Here is a 19,461-nt window from a genome sequence, read left to right as displayed (position 1 = left end):
AACGACTAGTTTTATATTAATTAAATTAACAGGAGAATCTTTGTTGCAACTGACAACAGAGATTCTCCATAAAACGTTTATAGAGGGTATGAGGAGGACTACAAATGGATCTATCTAAGAGTGAAAAAATGAATTTATTGTTAAAGCAATTACAAATACCTTCAGAACATATCCAAAATTATTTCGATGGAAGTTACCTAGAAAAATTAGAGGTATATAAAAAGACAAAAATATGGCATTTCCATATTTATATAGAAAATGTTTTGCCATTGGAGATACATGAACTTTTCTTAAATGCGTTAAAAGAATCGTTTCAACAGGTAGCGTCAGTGGAACTAACCATCCAAACTGGCAACAGTACCTGTGTCAACGAAACAGTTTGTGGGTACTGGCAACGTTTTATTCATTCTATTAATAATTTATCCCCAGCGTATAAAGATTTGGTCTACAATCAAACCCCTGTTATTCAAAATAATAAACTATTGCTGACGGCCAGGAATGAAGCAGAAGGAACTGCATTAAAGAAACGTTTGGAAGACAGCTTTAAAAAGTACTGCCAAAAAGTCGGTCTTTCCTTTTACTCTATTGAAACAATAATCAAGACAGAAGAAGCAGATATTCAGGCATTTAAAGAGCAAAAAGCCTTGGAAGATCAGCAGTTAATCCAAAAGACTGTTCAGGAAAAAGAAAAACGAGAACAAGCAAAACCTAATCATGAGAACAAACCATTAATGCTTGGGTATAAAATACAAGACGAAGCTATTCAAATGGAAGATATTCAAGATGAAGAACGTCGAGTAACTGTCCAAGGATATATTTTCTCAGCAGAAATTCGTAAGTTACGTTCTGGTCGAAGTCTATTAATAATCAAAGCAACGGATTACACTGATTCCCTGCAAATAAAGATGTTCTCTAAAGGTGATGAGGATGCAGAAAAATTTGAAACAGTTAAAAAGGGAATGTGGATAAAAGCACGTGGAAGCATCCAAACAGATATGTATACAAATGAGTTAGCTATGATGGCAAATGATATCCATGAAGTAAAAGTGGAAGATAGAAAGGACACTGCTCCTAAAGATGAAAAGCGTGTTGAATTGCATGCTCATACGACGATGAGCCAAATGGATGCTGTGGTCTCCCCTGAAACTCTTGTTACTCAGGCGGCAAAATGGGGCCATAAAGCCATCGCAATTACTGATCATGCTGGCGTTCAAGGTTTTCCTGATGCACATGCAGCCGGCAAAAAAAATAATATTAAAGTATTATATGGTGTAGAGGTAAATCTGGTTGATGATGGTGTACCAATAGCATATAACGAGATGGATATTGACTTGGGTAATGCAACATATGTCGTATTTGACGTTGAAACTACCGGTCTTTCAGCAGTATATGATACGATCATCGAACTTGCCGGTGTGAAAATTCATCAGGGAGAAATTGTTGATCGTTTTGAGTCATTTGCAAATCCGCACCATCCTTTATCTCAAACAACAACAGACCTTACCGGAATTACAGACGAGATGGTAATGAATGCCCCGGAAGTTAGTGAGGTTTTAAAGGACTTTCGGGAATGGATGGGAGACTGCATACTAGTAGCTCATAATGCTAGCTTTGATATGGGTTTTCTTAACCAAGGCTTTGAAAAAATAAACTTTCCAAAAGCGGATAATGCTGTAATTGATACATTGGAATTAGCCAGGTTTTTATTCCCTGAATTAAAAAACCATCGACTTAATACGCTGTGTAAGCATTTGGATATTGAGTTAACACAACACCATAGAGCTATTTATGATGCAGAAGCAACAGGTTATTTGTTTTGGAAATTAGTACAACGGTTAGTAGAAAAAGAAATTCTAAATCATAAACAATTGAATAACCATATGGGAGAAGGAAATGCCTATCAGCGTTCAAGACCTTTTCACTGTACATTGCTTGCGAAAACACAAGAGGGATTAAAGAATTTATACAAGCTCGTTTCACATGCACACATTGACTACTTTTATCGTGTACCTCGGATTCCAAGATCGCTACTATTAAAATTACGAGAAGGCATATTGGTTGGTTCAGGTTGTGATAAAGGAGAAGTCTTTGAAACAATGATGCAGAAATCTGCGGAGGAAGCGGAGAAGGTTGCTGAGTTTTATGATTACATTGAAGTTCAACCTCCTGCAAACTATAGCCATTTAATTGAAAAGGATTTAGTCCAAAATGAAGCGCAAATTTTGGACATAATAAATAAACTAATTAAACTTGGCGAACGGATGAATAAAAAAGTGGTCGCAACTGGTAATGTACACTATATAGATAACCATGATAAATTGTACCGTCAAATTTTAATTTCTTCTCAAGCAGGTAATCCGCTGAATCGACAAACATTGCCTGACACTCCTTTTCGAACAACTAATGAAATGCTGGAGGCTTTTCAATTTTTAGGTAATGACAAAGCAAAAGAAATTATTATTGATAATACAAACGAATTAGCAGAGGAAATAGAGGAGATATCACCGGTTAAGGATGGATTATACACTCCTACCATTCAGGGAGCGGATCAGGATATTCGTGATTTATGCTATAGTCGTGCGAAGAAAATATACGGAGAACCAGTACCACAGCTTGTAGTTGACCGCTTGGAAAAAGAGTTGGAAAGTATTATAGGTCATGGTTTTGCTGTCATTTACTTAATTTCACATAAGTTAGTGAAAAAGTCCTTGGATGATGGTTACTTAGTCGGTTCAAGGGGTTCTGTTGGGTCTTCATTTGTAGCAACCATGACAGAAATCACTGAAGTGAACCCTTTGCCGCCTCACTATGTTTGCCTAGAATGCCATCATCATGAGTTTATAACAGATGGGTCGGTTGGTAGCGGGTTTGATTTATCTGATAAGGTGTGCCCAGAATGCAATAAACCTCTTACGAAAGACGGACAGGATATTCCATTTGAAACATTCTTAGGGTTTAAGGGAGACAAGGTACCCGATATTGACTTGAACTTCTCGGGAACCTATCAACCAAGAGCTCATAATTACACCAAGGAACTATTTGGTGAAGATAATGTTTATCGTGCCGGTACAATAGGGACTATCGCTGAGAAAACGGCATACGGTTATGTGAAAGGCTATGCATCAGACAAGCAACTCGTTTATAAGAATGCTGAGGTTGACAGACTTGTTCAAGGTTGTACTGGGGTAAAACGTACAACAGGTCAGCATCCAGGTGGTATTATTGTTGTACCTGATGATAAAGAAATATTTGACTTTACACCAATCCAATTTCCTGCTGATGATAAGAAAAGTGAATGGAAAACAACTCATTTTGATTTTCATTCGATTCATGATAATTTGTTAAAATTGGATATACTAGGTCATGATGACCCAACTGTTATTCGTATGCTTCAGGATTTAAGTGGAATTGACCCAAAAACAATACCTACGGATGATGAAGAGGTTATGAAAATATTTTCAGGAACAGAATCTCTTGGTGTAACACCAGAGCAAATAAATTGTAAAACGGGGACTTTAGGGGTGCCGGAATTTGGAACGAAATTTGTCCGTCAAATGCTTGAAGATACAAAACCTAATACCTTTGCCGAGTTGGTAATTATATCCGGGCTGTCACATGGAACAGATGTATGGCTTGGTAATGCACAAGAATTAATAAATGATGGAATTTGTCAGCTTCCCGATGTTATTGGGTGTCGTGATGATATTATGGTATACCTTATGCACAAAGGGTTGGAAGCATCACTTGCATTTAAAATAATGGAGTTTGTGCGTAAGGGAAAAGGGCTGCAGGATGAATGGATAACGGAAATGAAAAAACACGGTGTACCAGATTGGTATATCGAATCATGTAAAAAGATTAAATATATGTTTCCTAAGGCACATGCTGCAGCATATGTATTAATGGCTGTAAGGATTGCTTATTTTAAAGTCCATCACCCAATCTATTTTTATGCAGCGTATTTTACAGTGCGTGCAGATGATTTTGAATTAGATACAATGATAAAAGGATCTTCAGCAATTAGAAAGCGAATGGAAGAGATTTACGCAAAAGGGAACGATGCTTCTCCTAAAGAGAAAAACTTGTTAACCGTATTAGAAATCTCTTTAGAAATGTGCGAAAGAGGATATGGCTTCAATAAAGTGGACCTTTACAAGTCAAGCGCGACTGAATTTATAGTTGAAGAGGACCGTTTATTGCCTCCTTTTAATGCTGTGGATGGCCTCGGCACAAATGCCGCATTAAGTATAGTGAAAGCTAGAGAAGAAGGAGAATTTTTATCCAAAGAAGATCTTCGGGAACGAAGTAGAATATCAAAAACCGTACTGGAATATTTGGATAATCACGGTTGTTTGGAAGGAATGGCTGAAAAGAATCAATTGTCTCTCTTTTAAGCTATCATAGAAGCTTGTGCTGTTATAGAATATTAGATCGAAATAATGAGCTGCTTGTTAAAATCCAGACATTTATGCCTATCCCCTCCTTTTCACAAGTGAAAATAGTATTGAAATTATGATATAATACTCGATGAACTTATATAATATCTTATATTCCAGATTGAGTAACAAACATAGAAAGGTGGGAACATAATGAGTCTTGATCTAGTTTACACAGATGGGCAGGATATTAAAGGATTTTTATCAGAGAATAAATCTATGTTTGAAGAAGTTTTGTTGCAGCATGCAGCGAATGTTCGCGATAAAATTGAAGAAATTAAACTTGTAGGTAATATAAACCTCTTGGGCAATGCAGTTAAGCTTGTCTTGATGGTTGTAGAAGAAAGGCGTGAAGATGTTATAGCTTTTGGAAATCAGGAAGGTATTGCCTGGGCAAAAACATCTTTAACTCTTTCTTTCAAATTGGAGTGGGTACAAGCAATCCGGAAGACTCTGTGGGAATTTCTATATGAATACGATCATTTTACAGAAGATCAGGCAGATAGAGAACGTTTTTTTTCTATGGAAAATAAGGTCAATGAACTAATTGATGAGTTTTTTAAAGGATTCTTTATTAGTTATTCTGAATATAAGGATAAACTTATTGAACAACAGACAAAGCTTGTTGAAAATTTATCTGTTCCGATCATACCTGTGTCTCCAAATATTAGTATATTGCCTCTCATCGGGACAATAGATTCTTACCGTGCCTCAATTATAGAGGAAAAGGTCCTTTTTGAGATTGGTAATAAGAGAGTAGAGATATTAATTTTGGACTTGTCAGGTATAGCAGAGATGGACCATGAAGCCATCCAGAACTTCCTGAAGCTGCTTGATGGTGTTAACATGATGGGCTGTCGTACTGTAATTACTGGATTAAGTCCAAAGATTGTACGCGAAATAGTAAATATGGATATCACTTTTGGTCAGAAGGCTGAAACAAAAGGAACATTGGAACAGGCCATGCAGGACTATATGAAATTATTTGATGCTCCCAAGTCAGATATCCAGCCAGATGTTTAGTCTTTCTGTTAACCGGAAATACTATTTATACCCACTTTCTTGCAAGAGATTCTCCCTTATGATATAATTTTTTTGGTAAGAAATGATACGAACGGTTAAAAGAGTGGGTGATCACCCACTCTTTCTTCATACTTCCAGCTGACTCTTGAGTTAAAACTTCCCTCCCTTGCCACAAACTGCCGGCAGGGGTTTTATATTGATTCACGGAATGCTCAAATGAAAAATAGTATGATGGTTCATAATAAGGGTTAATTACAATTCAGTAAAGGAGGATGAGACGTGAGTTCACAAGTAATTAAAACAACAGAAGAGTTGCTTCACCCCATTCTAGAACATAAAGGGCTTGAATTAGTTGACATTGAATATGTTAAAGAAGGAAAAAATTGGTTTCTTCGAATATATATTGATAAACCTGGAGGAATTGATATAACTGAATGTGGGGATGTATCTGAAGAGCTTAGTGAGAAGCTTGACCAGCAAGATCCTATTAAAGAGGCATATTTCCTAGAAGTCTCTTCACCTGGAGTGGAACGTCCTTTAAAAACGAAAGATGACTTTAGTAGTAACTTAAATAAGAACATCTATGTGAAATTATACGAGCCCATCGAAGGTGAAAAGGAATATGAAGGTATTTTAAAAGATTTCACGAATAATATCTTAAGCTTGGAAATCAAAGTAAAGACCAAAAGTAAACAAATTGAAATACCATATGACAAGATAGCGAAAGCAAGAATAGCTGTTACGTTTTAAAGGGGGAAAATAAAAGTGGCAAATCAGTTGTTTGACGCGATTGATTATTTAGCAAAAGAAAAAGGAATTGACAAAGATATTCTAATGGAAGCATTGGAAGCTGCTTTGATCTCTGCCTATAAGAAAAATTTTAAGTCAGCTACAAACGTAAGAGTAGAACTTAATGAGCAAACTGGTAAAATGGGTGTCTTTTCAAGAAAAACTGTTGTAGAAGAAATTGAAGATTCACAAGAAGAGATTTCCTTGGAAGAAGCCAAGGAAATAAACCCTAATTATGATTTGGAAGATATTGTAGAGGTGGAAGTTACACCTAAGGATTTTGGTCGGATAGCTGCCCAAGCTGCGAAACAAGTAGTTACTCAGCGGGTGAGGGAAGCTGAAAGAGGAGTTATTTTCTCTGAGTATTCTGACCGCGAAGAAGATGTGATGACTGGAATTATCCAAAGAAAAGATCCACGATTTGTCTATGTCAACTTGGGTAAAATTGAAGCAAAACTGGCTGAAGCAGAGCAAATGCCTACAGAAGAATACCATGTACATGACCGTCTGAAAGTTTTTGTTACAAAGGTGGAAAATACGAGTAAAGGACCTCAAATTTATATTTCCAGATCTCACCCAGGGCTCCTAAAGCGACTATTTGAAATGGAAGTACCAGAAATTTATGATGGTATTGTAGAAATTAAATCTGTGGCAAGAGAAGCTGGTGATCGTTCTAAGATCTCCGTCTATGCTCCTGATCCGGAAATAGATCCTGTGGGGTCATGTGTTGGACAAAAAGGACAACGGGTGCAGGCGATTGTGAACGAATTAAAGGGTGAAAAAATTGATGTGGTAGAATGGTCAGAGGACCCAGTAGTCTATGTATCAAATGCACTTAGCCCTTCTAAGGTTGTTCGTGTGCTTGTCAATGAAGAGGAAAAAGCTACGACTGTAATTGTTCCTGATTATCAGCTTTCATTGGCCATTGGTAAACGAGGGCAAAATGCCAGACTTGCTGCAAAGCTCACTGGTTGGAAAATTGATATTAAGAGCGAATCTGAAGCAAGAGAAGAAGGTCTCTTGGAGGAAACCGAAGAATTAAATGCCGAAGAAGATTTGTTTGATTTTAGTGATGATGAATAAAGCTATAAATTTATAGAGTAACTGACCAGGTTTTCCTGATTAGAGGGAGGCTTCCAAATGAATAAGAAACGAAAAGTACCAGAAAGAAAATGCGTAGTTACGAACGAAACAAAACCAAAAAAAGATTTGATAAGAATAGTACGTAATAAAGAAGGCGAGGTTTTTGTAGACCCATCAGGTAAGAAGAATGGGCGCGGAGCCTATTTGAGTCTGGATATTAATGTTATAGAGAAAGCTGAGAAATCCAATATTCTTAATCGCCAATTGAATGCGGAAGTATCATCAACCATTTATGAAGAATTAAAACAACTTGCAGAGGGTAATTCCAATGCAGAATAGCTATTTAAATATGGTTGGTTTGGCTTATCGAGCCAGAAAGTGTTCCTTAGGCGAAGAGACCATTGTTAAAGATATTCAGCAAAAGAAGGCGAAATTAGTACTAGTGGCAAGTGATATTGGGCCACAGACGAAGAAAAAAATTACAGATAAGTGCAAGACATATAAGGTACCATTTGAAATAGTAGATGATAGAGAAACATTATCACATGCTATTGGAAAATCCCAGAGAGTGGCCATTGCTATATTAGATGCAGGGTTTGCTGAGAAGATTAAGTCTTTACTCGGGTAACTAAATTCGGGGGTGAACGTATGAGTAAAATGCGTGTATATGAATATGCTAAACAAAATAATACGTCAAGTAAAAATGTAATTAATTATCTAAAAGAAATGGATGTGGAGGTATCCAATCATATGTCTACTATTTCCACAGATACCATTAACAAGTTAGATAAGAAATTTAAATCTACACCACAAAAAAGTGATAGCAAGGCAGATTCAAAGCAATCTGGCGAAACTAAAAAGAATGATACTAAACCAAACCCAGGTGGGAAACAGGTGAATAAACCAAATAACTTCAAGAAACAAGATAATAAGAGAAACAATAGACATAATAATAAGAATCAAAGAAATAATAAAGGAAATAAGCAGGAATTTAAGCAACAACCTGTGAAAAAAGAGACACCAGAAAAGATCACATACAGTGGTGTGCTTACTGTAAGTGAACTAGCAGGGAAGCTAAACAAAGAAGCTTCTGAAATCATCAAAAAATTAATGTTCCTTGGTGTAATGGCTACTAAAAATCAAGATTTAGATGATGATGCGATCGAGTTAATCTGTGCCGAATTCAATGTAGAAGTAGAAAAGGAAATCGTTTTAGAGGATACTGACTTCGACAAATATATATCTGAAGAAAATGAAGCTGATCTGCTTGAAAGACCAGCAGTTGTTACAATCATGGGACATGTGGATCACGGAAAAACAACATTATTGGACGCTATCCGTCATACAAAGGTGACTGCCGGAGAAGCTGGTGGTATTACACAGCATATCGGGGCATATCAAGTAGAAAATGATGGTAAAAAGATTACTTTCCTTGACACACCTGGTCACGCGGCTTTTACAAGCATGCGGTCTCGGGGTGCTCAAGTTACAGATGTAGCGATTCTTGTAGTCGCAGCAGACGATGGAGTTATGCCTCAGACTATTGAAGCAATCAACCATGCTAAAGCTGCTGAGGTACCTATCATTGTAGCTGTTAATAAAATGGATAAAGAAGGAGCAAATCCTGATCGCGTGATGCAGGAATTAACGGAATATCAATTGATCCCGGAAGACTGGGGCGGAGATACTATTTTCGTTAACCTTACTGCAATCAAAGGTGAAGGAATTGACGATTTGCTCGAGATGATCGTACTTGTTTCCGAAGTAGAGGAACTGAAAGCTAATCCAAAAAGTGAAGCATTCGGAACAGTGATTGATGCTCAGTTGGATAAAGGCCGAGGCTCCGTAGCTACATTGCTTGTCCAGAATGGAACTCTTCATGTGGGTGACTCTATCGTTGTAGGTCATACTCACGGTCGTGTCCGGGCAATGGTAAATGATTTGGGTAAACGTGTACAGGAAGCTGGACCATCTACACCTGTTGAAATAACAGGGCTAAATGAGGTTCCACAAGCCGGCGATCAATTTCTTGTGTTTAGGGATGAGAAAAAGGCACGTCAGATTGGTGAAGCTCGACAACAAAAACAAATTCAAGAAAATCGAAGTGAACAAACGAAAGTTAGTTTAGATGATTTATTTGAACAAATTAAACAGGGCGATATGAAAGAAATAAATATTATAATAAAAGCAGATGTTCAAGGTTCTGCAGAAGCACTTGCTTCATCCCTACAAAAAATTGATGTGGAAGGTGTCAACATTAAAATCATCCACACTGGTGTAGGGGCAATTACGGAATCTGATATTATTCTTGCTTCCGCATCTAATGCAATTGTTATAGGGTTTAATGTGCGTCCAGATGTGAATGCGAAGAAAGCTGCAGAATCAGAAAAAGTAGATGTTCGCTTACACCGGGTTATTTACAAAGCAATAGAGGAAATTGAAGCAGCGATGAAAGGTATGCTTGATCCGGAATTTGAAGAAAAAATTATTGGGCAAGCAGAGGTTCGTGAGACCTTCAAAGTCTCCAAAATCGGTACGATTGCTGGAAGTTATGTAACCGATGGTAAATTAACCAGATCGTCAGGAGTTAGAGTGATTCGTGATGGAGTAGTTCAATTTGAAGGTGAAATTGATACTTTAAAACGTTTCAAAGATGATGTGAAGGAAGTTGCGCAAAATTATGAGTGTGGAATTACTATTAAAAACTTTAATGACATTAAAGAAGGCGATGTAATAGAAGCATTCATAATGGAGGAAATTGAGCGCAAATGATTTTGTTTGCAGAGATCGAATGTATGATGTATGAAGGACATTCATTGAAGCAAAAAAGATCCATACTCAAACGCCTCATGGCAAGACTCCAAAAAGATCTCAATGTAGCAGTAACGGAGTTGGATTACCACGATCTTTGGCAACGTACCAAAATAGGTATTGTGACAATATCGAATGATTTAACTCATTCGGAAAAGGTGATTCAGGAAGCATTGCGCATAATTGATGATTATCCTGAACTGGAGCGAACCATAACAAACATGGAACGTATGTAACCAGATTGTTATTAGATAGGTATCTTTTGTTATAAATCGAGGTGAAGACATAATGGCTGACTTACGAGCAAATAGAGTTGCAGAGCAAATGAAAAAAGAATTGGGAGAAATACTGACCCGTAAGATAAAAGATCCAAGGATTGGGTTTGTCACAGTAACTGATGTGGAGGTCACCGGGGATTTACAACAGGCAAAGGTTTTTATTTCTGTTTTAGGTGACGAAAAGCAAAAGCAAGATACATTATTGGGGCTTGCAAAAGCGAAAGGGTTTATGCGCTCTGAAATTGGGCAGCGAATTCGCTTGAGAAAAACACCTGAGCTTATATTTGAGTTTGATGAAGCATTTGAATATGGAAATCGGATTGAGACAATACTTCGAGATTTAAACAAATAGTCTGACCGGAAAATCTGACTTATATTGAGTCAGATTTTTTTCCATCCAAACTTTTAGATAGTGGAGGATGAGCATGAATGAACGGTATTTTGCCATTATGGAAACCGAAGGGTCTAACTTCTCATGATTGTGTTGTCAAAGTAAGGAAGTTATTTAAAACAAAAAAAGTTGGACATACAGGGACACTTGATCCAGAAGTAGAGGGAGTGCTACCTATTTGCATAGGTGAAGCAACAAAAATTGTTCCATTTTTAACTGACACAAAAAAAACGTACGTTGCAGATGTTAGCCTTGGTATGTCAACAGATACGGAAGACTCACATGGGCAGCCATTAGAGATGATGGAGGTTGATCAATTACCTTCAGATGAAGAGATAAATCTTGCACTACAAGCCTTTAAGGGATGCATAACTCAAGTGCCACCAATGTATTCTGCAGTAAAAGTAAACGGAAAAAAGTTATATGAATATGCTCGAGAGGGTATTGAAGTCGAACGGCCCAGAAGAGAAGTATATATCTATGGAATTCAATACTTAGCTTCAAATCCAGAAAGCAAAACATTTAAAATAGAAGTGGAATGTTCAAAGGGTACTTACATTCGTACACTAAGTGTGGATATAGGAAAAAAATTAGGATTCCCAGCGCACATGGCTGACTTAACTAGACTAAGAACCGGAGCTTTTTCAAAGAAAAATAGTGTAACTTTTGCTATGATAGAAAAAGCGGTAGAGGATCAAGAACAACATAAGCTTCTAAATCCGATTCTATGTGGTATACAGCATCTCGATGTGCTGAACGTAGACAAGGAAACAAGGAACAAAGTAAAAAATGGACAAAAGCTTCCATTTGAACAGAGCATGAATACAGATCCTTTCGCCGTTCTTTTTGAAGAGGAATTATTAGCTATTTATCAAATACATCCAGACAAACCTGATCAACTCAAACCAGTACGGGTTTTTCAAGGATAAAGAAGTGCAGGTGAGAAAACGATGAAAGTAATTGAATTAACATATCCTCATACATTCATAAGAGACCAACAACCAGCATCAGTTAGCGCGATTGGCTTTTTCGATGGCATACATAAAGGACATCAAAAAGTAATTAATACTGCTGTTTCTATAGCTGAAAAGGAAAAAATAGACAGCGCAGTTATCACCTTTCATCCCCATCCGTCCGTTGTATTAAACAAGAAGGTACAGCATGTGAAATACATTACACCTTTACAACAAAAGAAGAAAATCTTGAAGGACTTGGGTGTAGATATTCTGTATGTTATTAAGTTTAACAAAGATTTGGCCGCATTATCTCCTCAGACCTTTATAGACCATTTTATTAAAGGATTGAATGTAAAACATTTGGTAGCTGGGTTTGACTTTTCTTATGGGCATAAAGGAGAAGGAAATATGGATACCATTCGTGCACATGCAGATAATGAATTCGCTGTTACCACAATTACTAAGGTGGAACTGGGTGAGGAAAAGGTTAGTTCAACTAGAATTAGGGAACTATTGCAAACAGGGGATGTAGCAGAAGCGCGCAACTTGCTTGGTAGACCTTTAGCAGCTAAAGGTACTGTAATAAGAGGAGATCAAAGAGGCAGAACGATAGGCTATCCTACTGCAAATATGGAGATAGATTCTGATACAATTTTACCAAAAAATGGGGTATATGCAGTTAAAGTAGTAATTGGCGAGTCGCAATATTATGGTATGGCCAATCTTGGAGTGAAACCTACTTTCACCCCAGAAGAGGTTAAGCCCTCTGTTGAAGTAAATATTTTTGATTTCCGCGAAGACATCTATGGTGAAACAATATTCATTGATTGGTATCGCTTTATCAGGGACGAAGTAAAATTTAGTAATGTAGAGGCTTTAGTTAAGCAAATTGGTGAAGATGAAAGAGAAATTCGGGACTATTTTGAGATAAAGTAGAATGTTATTCATTTTTTTCTTGCATTTAATCGAAAAAACATGTACGATAGACAACGTAAAACCTTCGCTTGGCAAATCGTAACTCCGACGTTTGCTAGGGGAATGGGGCTAACTTATATTATAGGAGGTGGGCCGAATGGCTATCACACAAGAACGCAAAAATGAAATTATCAATGAATACAAGGTTCATGAAAATGACACTGGTTCTCCGGAAGTACAAATTGCTGTACTTACAGAAGAAATTACTACATTAAACGAACATTTACGTATTCATAAGAAAGACCATCATTCACGTCGTGGATTGTTAAAAATGGTTGGTAAACGCCGTAATTTACTTAATTACCTACGTAATAAAGACGTTACTCGTTACCGTGAACTTATTAAGAGACTTGGCTTACGCCGATAATCGCAAAAGCAGGAGGAATCCTGCTTTTTTTATACGTTTATAATTGATTTTACTACATAAAATTTACATTCTGGTTTAAAAACTATAAAATAAGAAATAGAATGTTTATTGAAAGGAGCACTATTTTAAATGGCAGACGAAAAAAAACAATTTTCAACTGAAATTGCTGGTAATAAATTTACTGTCGAAGTAGGAGAGTTAGCAAAGCAAGCTAATGGGGCTTGTATGATTCACTATGGCGAGACAGCTGTTTTATCTGTAGCCACAGCATCTAAGGAACCCAAAGACTTACCCTTCTTTCCTTTAACAGTTAATTACGAGGAACGTCTTTATGCAGTAGGAAAGATTCCAGGGGGGTTTATTAAACGTGAAGGTCGTCCAAGTGAAAAAGCGATCCTTTCTTCCAGGTTAATTGATAGACCGATTCGTCCCTTATTTCCGGATGGATTTAGAAATGAAGTACAAGTTATCAGCACGGTAATGAGTGTAGATCAAGATTGCTCATCAGAAATCGCTGCAATGATAGGTTCTTCTATTGCACTTAGTATTTCAGACATTCCTTTTGAAGAACCAATTGCAGGTGTTCATGTAGGAAGAGTGGATGGCGAATTTGTTATTAACCCAACCATAGAACAAGAGGAAAAAAGTGATATTGATTTAACAGTGGCTGGAACGAAAGATGCAATCAATATGGTTGAAGCAGGAGCTAACGAAGTACCAGAAGAAGTGATGCTGGAAGCAATTATGTTTGGGCATAAGGAAATTATCCGTCTGGTTGAATTCCAGGAGGAGATTGTTCGTGCAGTTGGCTTGGAAAAATCTGAAGTAACGCTTTTTGAGTTAGATGAAGAGTTGACAGCTAAAATTGAAGCAGATGCCAAGGACAAGCTTGTTTCGGCTATACAGGTGAAAGAAAAACATGCAAGAGAAGAAGCTATTAGCGACGTAAAAAAAGAAGTTGTTGAGAACTACGAAGAAGCAGAGGAAGGCGTAATTAAACAAGTAAAGTCTATCCTAGATAAGATGGTTAAGGAAGAAGTACGTCGTCTGATCACAAAAGAAAAGATCCGTCCAGATGGTCGTAAAATTGATGAAATACGTCCACTTTCTTCACGAATCAATATTTTGCCACGCACCCATGGTTCGGGTTTGTTTACCCGAGGACAAACCCAAGCATTAAGTGTTTGTACACTTGGAGCTTTAGGGGATGTTCAAATACTTGATGGTTTAGATCTTGAAGAATCAAAGCGATTTATGCATCACTATAATTTTCCGCAATACAGTGTTGGTGAGACTGGTCCTATTAGAGGGCCTGGACGAAGAGAAATTGGTCACGGAGCACTAGGTGAGCGTGCGTTGGAGAAAGTGATACCATCAGATAAAGAGTTTCCTTATACCATCCGACTTGTGTCAGAGGTATTGGAGTCCAATGGTTCTACTTCACAGGCAAGTATTTGCGCAAGTACTTTGGCGATGATGGCAGCAGGAGTTCCAATTAAAGCACCAGTTGCTGGTATTGCAATGGGGCTAGTCAAATCTGGTGAGGATTACTCTATTCTAACAGACATTCAAGGAATGGAAGATGCTCTTGGTGATATGGACTTTAAGGTTGCAGGTACGGCAAAAGGAGTTACTGCCTTACAGATGGATATAAAAATTGACGGGCTATCAAAGGAAATACTTAAGGAAGCTCTAAGCCAAGCTAAAAAAGGTCGTATGCAGATTTTAGATTCTATGCTTGAAACAATAAAAGAACCTAACAAAGAACTTTCAGCATATGCGCCTAAAATTCTAACAATGAATATTAATCCAGATAAAATTAGAGATGTTATAGGGCCAAGTGGTAAGCAGATTAATAAGATTATCGAAGAAACTGGAGTTAAGATTGATATTGAACAAGACGGCAAAGTGTTTATCTCTTCTACAGATTCTTCAATGAATGATCAAGCAAGGAAAATCATTGAGGATATAGTAAGAGAAGTAGAAGCCGGCCAAATGTATCTTGGTACAGTAAAACGAATTGAGAAATTTGGAGCGTTTGTAGAGTTATTCAAAGGAAAAGATGGTCTGGTGCATATTTCTGAATTAGCAGAAGAAAGAACAAATAAAGTAGAGGATGTAGTCTCTATTGGAGATGAAATCCTTGTTAAAGTAAAAGAAGTTGATAATCAGGGTAGAGTGAATTTATCTCGTAAAGCGGTATTAAAAGAAGAAAGAGAAAGAAAAGAAAAAGAAAACTCATAATAACTTTTTTAAAAAGAAGCTGGTTTTCCACCAGTTTCTTTTTTTCTTGTGGTCTTTGAAAACCCCTGGCTATGCCGGGGGTTCCATAGAGCTTCTAGCGTGGGGACAAAAAAAGCCTCTCTTCATGATAAGATAAGGTAGGTTTCCCGACCACCAAATCTCATCAAAGAAGGAGGCATGTCCAATGCAGGACAAGAATAGTTTAGCACATACACAGTGGAGATGTAAGTTCCACATAGTTTTTGCACCAAAATATAGAAGACAAATTATTTAGGGAAAATATAAAAAAAGCATCGGAGAAATAGTGAGAGAGCTTTGTGAAAGAAAAGGGGTTGAGATACACGAGGCAAATGCATGCAAAGATCACATTCATATGTTAGTAAGCATTCCACCAAAACTAAGTGTATCTCAGTTCATGGGCTACCTAAAGGGCAAAAGTAGTTTAATGATATTCGATCGCCACGCTAATTTAAAGTATAGATATGGTAATCGCAGATTTTGGTGTCGAGGCTACTTTGTAGATACAGTGGGCAGAAATAAAAATCAAATTCAAGAATATATTAGAAATCAGCTTAAAGAGGACTACATGAGTGATCAGTTAACATTATTTGAAGAATTTGACCCGTTCACGGGAGAGAAAAATAAGAAGAAAAAATTAGAGATTCTTTTAGAATCAGTGAGTGAGTGTGGTGCAAAAGGGAAACCATTCAGTGGGCCTTTAAGGCCGAGGCCGGTAATATAGGCTTTCAGCCGCAGAGCAAACCACCAGTTCACACTGGTGGTTTTGATTTTAGCAGAGTAGTGAGTAGTAAAATAGTCTCTAAAGTAAATGGAGGTTTACAACATTTCATAAAAAAGATACATGAAAAATGAGTGTATAAATGAGTAGATTTATTGCCAAATATTTGCAATAGAATCGAAAAATATAAACTTGTTATATTAAGTACTATATCAATTTATAACACATACCTTGTCCGTTTCTCACATATATAATATGGGAGGGGATTGCGGTGGATCGTTTACGACAATTAATTATTTTTTGTTTATTTGTGCTGGTAGTTGGAATTTCTTTTAATTTGGATTATAATCCTTTTTCTGAACAAGAAGGAGAAGAATTGATTCAAACTGCAGCTAAGAGAGATCCTTTATACCAGGAAATTGCACAGAAAAGCAGTGAATATGCTGAGGAAGCTGAGGATGCATATATTGATAAGGTTTGGAAAAAAACTCCAGGTAGAAATGGATTACAAGTAAATATAGAAAAGTCTTATAAAAATATGAAAGAAATAGGTGAATTTGACGAAAACTTGCTTAGCCTTGAACAAACCTCACCTAAAATATCCATTGATGATTTACCTTCATCTCCGATTTACCGTGGTCACCCAGAGAAGGAAATGGTTGCTTTTCTCATCAATGTTTCCTGGGGTGCTGAATATATACCTGACATATTGAATGAACTAAAAAAAGAGAAGGTGAAAGCTACCTTTTTCATTGAGGGGAAATGGGCAAAAGAAAATGCAGAAATAGTTAAGATGATTAATGAACAAGGACATGTAATAGGAAATCATGCGTATGATCATCCAGATATGGCGCGCCTTTCTAACCAAAAAAATACAGAGCAAATTTCCAGCACCAATGAAATTATTAAAGCAATAATAGACGAAAAACCTAAGTGGTTTGCTCCTCCAAGCGGCAGCTATAATCAACATGTGGTGGATGCTGCCCATAATTTGAATATGCATACGATTTTATGGACTGTTGATACGATTGATTGGAAGAATCCGACAGTATCTGTTATGATAAACCGAGTAAACGATAAATTGCACCCAGGCGCTACTATTCTTATGCATCCAACAGAATCAATTGCAGAGGGAATAGGTCCTCTTATAAAATTAGTTAAACAAAAAGGTTTTAAACTGGGTACGATTGAAAAGCTTCTTAATGAGGAAAGATAATTAGTATACTTACAAAATTGGGAGGAAACTCACTTTGATAGAAAAACACACAGCTAAAAATGGATTAAGAATTGTTTCTGAATCTATGCCTTCCGTGCGTTCCGTCACTATTGGTATTTGGGTTTTAACAGGATCAAGAAATGAAGTAGAAGCCAATAATGGGATCTCACATTTCCTGGAGCATATGTTTTTCAAAGGAACAGCGACTAGAACTGCTCAAGATATTGCAGAGGCTTTTGATTCTATCGGGGGTCAAGTTAATGCATTTACTTCAAAAGAATATACTTGCTTTTATGCAAAAGTATTAGATACACACAAAGAATATGCATTGGAAATACTTTCAGATATGTTCTTCCACTCACAATTTGATGAAGAAGAGATGGAAAGAGAAAAGAAAGTTGTCTATGAAGAAATAAAAATGTATGAAGACACTCCAGATGATATCATCCATGATCTGTTGGCACGTGCTTCATATGGCGAACATCCGCTTGGCTATCCTATATTAGGAACAGAAAAACAGCTTAAAACATTTGTTCCTGATACATTAAGAGACTATATTAGGAAACATTATATACCTGAAAATGTTGTTGTATCTGTAGCAGGTAATGTGGATGATTCTTTCATTAAAAAAATTGAAAGTCACTTTGGTAATTATACGTATGATCAACATGTGTATTCAATTTCCAAGCCGTCTTTTGAAAATGGACAAATTAAAAGACATAAGGATACAGAACAGGCACATCTATGTATCGGTTATGATGGCCTGGATGTTGGACATGAGGATATTTATAGTTTAATTATAATGAATAATGTACTGGGTGGTAGCATGAGTTCCCGCTTATTTCAAGAAGTACGGGAAAAGAAGGGGCTTGCTTACTCTGTATTCTCTTATCACTCCTCATTTTTGGATAATGGCTTATTGACTATTTATGCAGGAACTGGGAAGGAACAGTTGCCATTACTGGAAGAAACCATAAATAATGCAATTAAACAATTTGCTGATCAAGGTTTGACAGATAAAGAGTTGACCAATAGCAAAGAGCAACTCAAAGGAAATTTGGTGCTTAGCTTAGAAAGTACAAATAGTCGTATGAGCAGAAATGGTAAAAACGAGTTAATATTACAGCGCCATCGAACACTTGATGAGATGATTAAGGAAATTGATGCTGTGGATCATCGCTCCGTTAAAAAGGTAATTGACATGATTTTTAGCCAATCACCATCTTCTGCACTCATTGCTCCCGAAGCATTAAAATAAAATCGGGATATAACTAAATAAATTAAGAAGAAATCCGAACTAAGATTTATAATTAAGATGAATCAGTTCGGATTTTTATTTACTGTTTTTAAATTACTGGGGTCATTCAATGATTCGCAAAATAGATAAACTCCGAACTAACTAAGAATATAGAGGCTGCGTAAATCACCGCTACGGGGAAATATTCCGCTTTCCGCGGGCGGCTGATGAACCTCGTGCCAACACGATGTTGGTCATGAAGGCGTTGCGACAATGGGTTTTGATGGGGCGAGTATGCGCAGCCCCAGGACGTCGCGACTTTAGCCTTCCAGCCCCTATACCGCGTTCCGGGGTCTCATCGAGGCCTCTCCTCCCGCAGGACAAGGAAAGCTTCGTCAGCAAGGCATCGCACGAAGAAAATGTGTATTTTCATTTTCGAGGAGTCTCCATATTTCCCCTTCGCTAGTATCTACTGAAAAAATGCGTTAGCATACACCCGAAATATGCTGTGTAAGAATTGATTGGAGTGGAGTGCGGCAATCTAAGAACGCCACGTCCTGGGACTGCGCTAACTCGTCCCATCGAAAACATTTGTGGCAACGATTGCATGACCAACGTCCTGTTGGCCCGCGACTTCTGCCGGAATAGCATGAGCTGAAGACACTAAACGGAGCGTAGCGGAGGAAGCGGCTGAAGTCATGCCGGGCGGCAAAGAAGACACTGTGAGGTTACGAACAGATGTCGCGCTTGTACCCGGAGGTGTGAAAGCGTCCGCATGCAACGAAAATCAATGGGGCAATTTCCCTCAAATATTTCACTGAGCTTTTCATCAACAAAGTTAGGTCGCAGTTTCCACCAACTGTGAATGTACGAAGTAACTTTTGAGCCTCAACATTTGAAATAAAAACTATTTACT

15 protein-coding genes and 1 pseudogene are annotated in these 19,461 nt (G+C 37.4%); all 16 read left to right on the top strand.

The window, feature by feature from the left end:
- Positions 1 to 104 precede the first annotated feature (104 nt).
- The 16 genes and pseudogenes from X953_RS11110 to X953_RS11030 all read left to right on the top strand — a co-directional run bounded on the left by X953_RS11110 (position 105) and on the right by X953_RS11030 (position 18,566).
- Positions 105 to 4,394 (top strand): PolC-type DNA polymerase III, encoded by a 4,290-nt coding sequence (locus X953_RS11110; protein ID WP_040955639.1) that lies wholly within the window; start codon positions 105 to 107, stop codon positions 4,392 to 4,394.
- 195 nt (positions 4,395 to 4,589) lie between these two features.
- Entirely contained in the window at positions 4,590 to 5,459 is an 870-nt protein-coding gene (locus tag X953_RS11105; RefSeq protein WP_040955638.1) for an STAS domain-containing protein, read from the top strand.
- A gap of 279 nt (positions 5,460 to 5,738) precedes the next feature.
- Complete coding sequence (rimP, locus tag X953_RS11100) at positions 5,739 to 6,209, top strand: ribosome maturation factor RimP (protein ID WP_040955637.1); 471 nt, start codon at positions 5,739 to 5,741, stop codon at positions 6,207 to 6,209.
- Positions 6,210 to 6,224: 15 nt separating this feature from the next.
- Positions 6,225 to 7,331 carry a transcription termination factor NusA gene (gene nusA / locus X953_RS11095; protein WP_040955636.1) on the top strand — a complete coding sequence of 369 codons (1,107 nt, stop codon included), beginning with the start codon at positions 6,225 to 6,227 and terminating at the stop codon, positions 7,329 to 7,331.
- A gap of 57 nt (positions 7,332 to 7,388) precedes the next feature.
- Positions 7,389 to 7,670: an RNase P modulator RnpM gene (rnpM, locus tag X953_RS11090; RefSeq protein WP_040955635.1), complete on the top strand. Its 282-nt coding sequence runs from the start codon at positions 7,389 to 7,391 to the stop codon at positions 7,668 to 7,670.
- Positions 7,660 to 7,959 carry a YlxQ family RNA-binding protein gene (locus X953_RS11085; protein WP_040955634.1) on the top strand — a complete coding sequence of 100 codons (300 nt, stop codon included), beginning with the start codon at positions 7,660 to 7,662 and terminating at the stop codon, positions 7,957 to 7,959. The genes rnpM and X953_RS11085 overlap by 11 nt, the downstream gene beginning before the upstream one ends.
- Positions 7,960 to 7,979: 20 nt before the next feature.
- Positions 7,980 to 10,103, top strand: coding sequence for a translation initiation factor IF-2 (infB, locus tag X953_RS11080; RefSeq protein ID WP_040955633.1), 2,124 nt, complete (start codon positions 7,980 to 7,982; stop codon positions 10,101 to 10,103).
- Complete coding sequence (locus tag X953_RS11075; protein ID WP_040955632.1) at positions 10,100 to 10,378, top strand: DUF503 domain-containing protein; 279 nt, start codon at positions 10,100 to 10,102, stop codon at positions 10,376 to 10,378. Before infB ends, X953_RS11075 begins: the two co-directional genes overlap by 4 nt.
- A gap of 52 nt (positions 10,379 to 10,430) precedes the next feature.
- Positions 10,431 to 10,772 carry a 30S ribosome-binding factor RbfA gene (gene rbfA, locus X953_RS11070; RefSeq protein WP_040955631.1) on the top strand — a complete coding sequence of 114 codons (342 nt, stop codon included), beginning with the start codon at positions 10,431 to 10,433 and terminating at the stop codon, positions 10,770 to 10,772.
- 77 nt (positions 10,773 to 10,849) lie between these two features.
- Complete coding sequence (gene truB, locus X953_RS11065; protein WP_040955630.1) at positions 10,850 to 11,740, top strand: tRNA pseudouridine(55) synthase TruB; 891 nt, start codon at positions 10,850 to 10,852, stop codon at positions 11,738 to 11,740.
- Positions 11,741 to 11,761: 21 nt separating this feature from the next.
- Positions 11,762 to 12,703, top strand: a complete 942-nt coding sequence (locus X953_RS11060; protein ID WP_040955629.1) for a bifunctional riboflavin kinase/FAD synthetase — start codon at positions 11,762 to 11,764, stop codon at positions 12,701 to 12,703.
- Positions 12,704 to 12,839: 136 nt separating this feature from the next.
- The gene (rpsO, locus tag X953_RS11055; RefSeq protein ID WP_019375744.1) at positions 12,840 to 13,109 is read left to right on the top strand and encodes a 30S ribosomal protein S15; all 270 of its coding nucleotides are present in this window, start codon (positions 12,840 to 12,842) and stop codon (positions 13,107 to 13,109) included.
- Positions 13,110 to 13,238: 129 nt separating this feature from the next.
- Positions 13,239 to 15,353 (top strand): polyribonucleotide nucleotidyltransferase, encoded by a 2,115-nt coding sequence (locus X953_RS11050; RefSeq protein ID WP_040955628.1) that lies wholly within the window; start codon positions 13,239 to 13,241, stop codon positions 15,351 to 15,353.
- A 184-nt stretch (positions 15,354 to 15,537) separates the two neighbouring features.
- Positions 15,538 to 16,095: pseudogene (tnpA, locus tag X953_RS11040) on the top strand (IS200/IS605 family transposase).
- 268 nt (positions 16,096 to 16,363) lie between these two features.
- Positions 16,364 to 17,308 (top strand): polysaccharide deacetylase family protein, encoded by a 945-nt coding sequence (locus tag X953_RS11035; RefSeq protein ID WP_040955625.1) that lies wholly within the window; start codon positions 16,364 to 16,366, stop codon positions 17,306 to 17,308.
- A gap of 34 nt (positions 17,309 to 17,342) precedes the next feature.
- Positions 17,343 to 18,566: a pitrilysin family protein gene (locus X953_RS11030; protein WP_040955624.1), complete on the top strand. Its 1,224-nt coding sequence runs from the start codon at positions 17,343 to 17,345 to the stop codon at positions 18,564 to 18,566.
- The last annotated feature ends 895 nt before the right edge of the window (positions 18,567 to 19,461 follow it).

Origin of the sequence: Virgibacillus sp. SK37 (assembly GCF_000725285.1) — a bacterium.
Lineage (GTDB): Bacteria > Bacillota > Bacilli > Bacillales > Amphibacillaceae > Virgibacillus_Q.
Note: the sequence above shows the minus strand (reverse complement) of the source record. Positions and strands in the feature narration are given on the sequence as shown.

Bases quoted from the DNA above. Each gene is read 5' to 3' on its own strand.
- rnpM (WP_040955635.1), top strand. From the start codon at position 7,389: ATGAATAAGAAACGAAAAGTACCAGAAAGAAAATGCGTAGTTACGAAC.
- X953_RS11075 (WP_040955632.1), top strand. From the start codon at position 10,100: ATGATTTTGTTTGCAGAGATCGAATGTATGATGTATGAAGGACATTCA.
- infB (WP_040955633.1), top strand. From the start codon at position 7,980: ATGAGTAAAATGCGTGTATATGAATATGCTAAACAAAATAATACGTCA.
- X953_RS11085 (WP_040955634.1), top strand. From the start codon at position 7,660: ATGCAGAATAGCTATTTAAATATGGTTGGTTTGGCTTATCGAGCCAGA.
- X953_RS11110 (WP_040955639.1), top strand. From the start codon at position 105: ATGGATCTATCTAAGAGTGAAAAAATGAATTTATTGTTAAAGCAATTA.
- rpsO (WP_019375744.1), top strand. From the start codon at position 12,840: ATGGCTATCACACAAGAACGCAAAAATGAAATTATCAATGAATACAAG.
- X953_RS11050 (WP_040955628.1), top strand. From the start codon at position 13,239: ATGGCAGACGAAAAAAAACAATTTTCAACTGAAATTGCTGGTAATAAA.
- rbfA (WP_040955631.1), top strand. From the start codon at position 10,431: ATGGCTGACTTACGAGCAAATAGAGTTGCAGAGCAAATGAAAAAAGAA.
- X953_RS11105 (WP_040955638.1), top strand. From the start codon at position 4,590: ATGAGTCTTGATCTAGTTTACACAGATGGGCAGGATATTAAAGGATTT.
- X953_RS11060 (WP_040955629.1), top strand. From the start codon at position 11,762: ATGAAAGTAATTGAATTAACATATCCTCATACATTCATAAGAGACCAA.
- truB (WP_040955630.1), top strand. From the start codon at position 10,850: ATGAACGGTATTTTGCCATTATGGAAACCGAAGGGTCTAACTTCTCAT.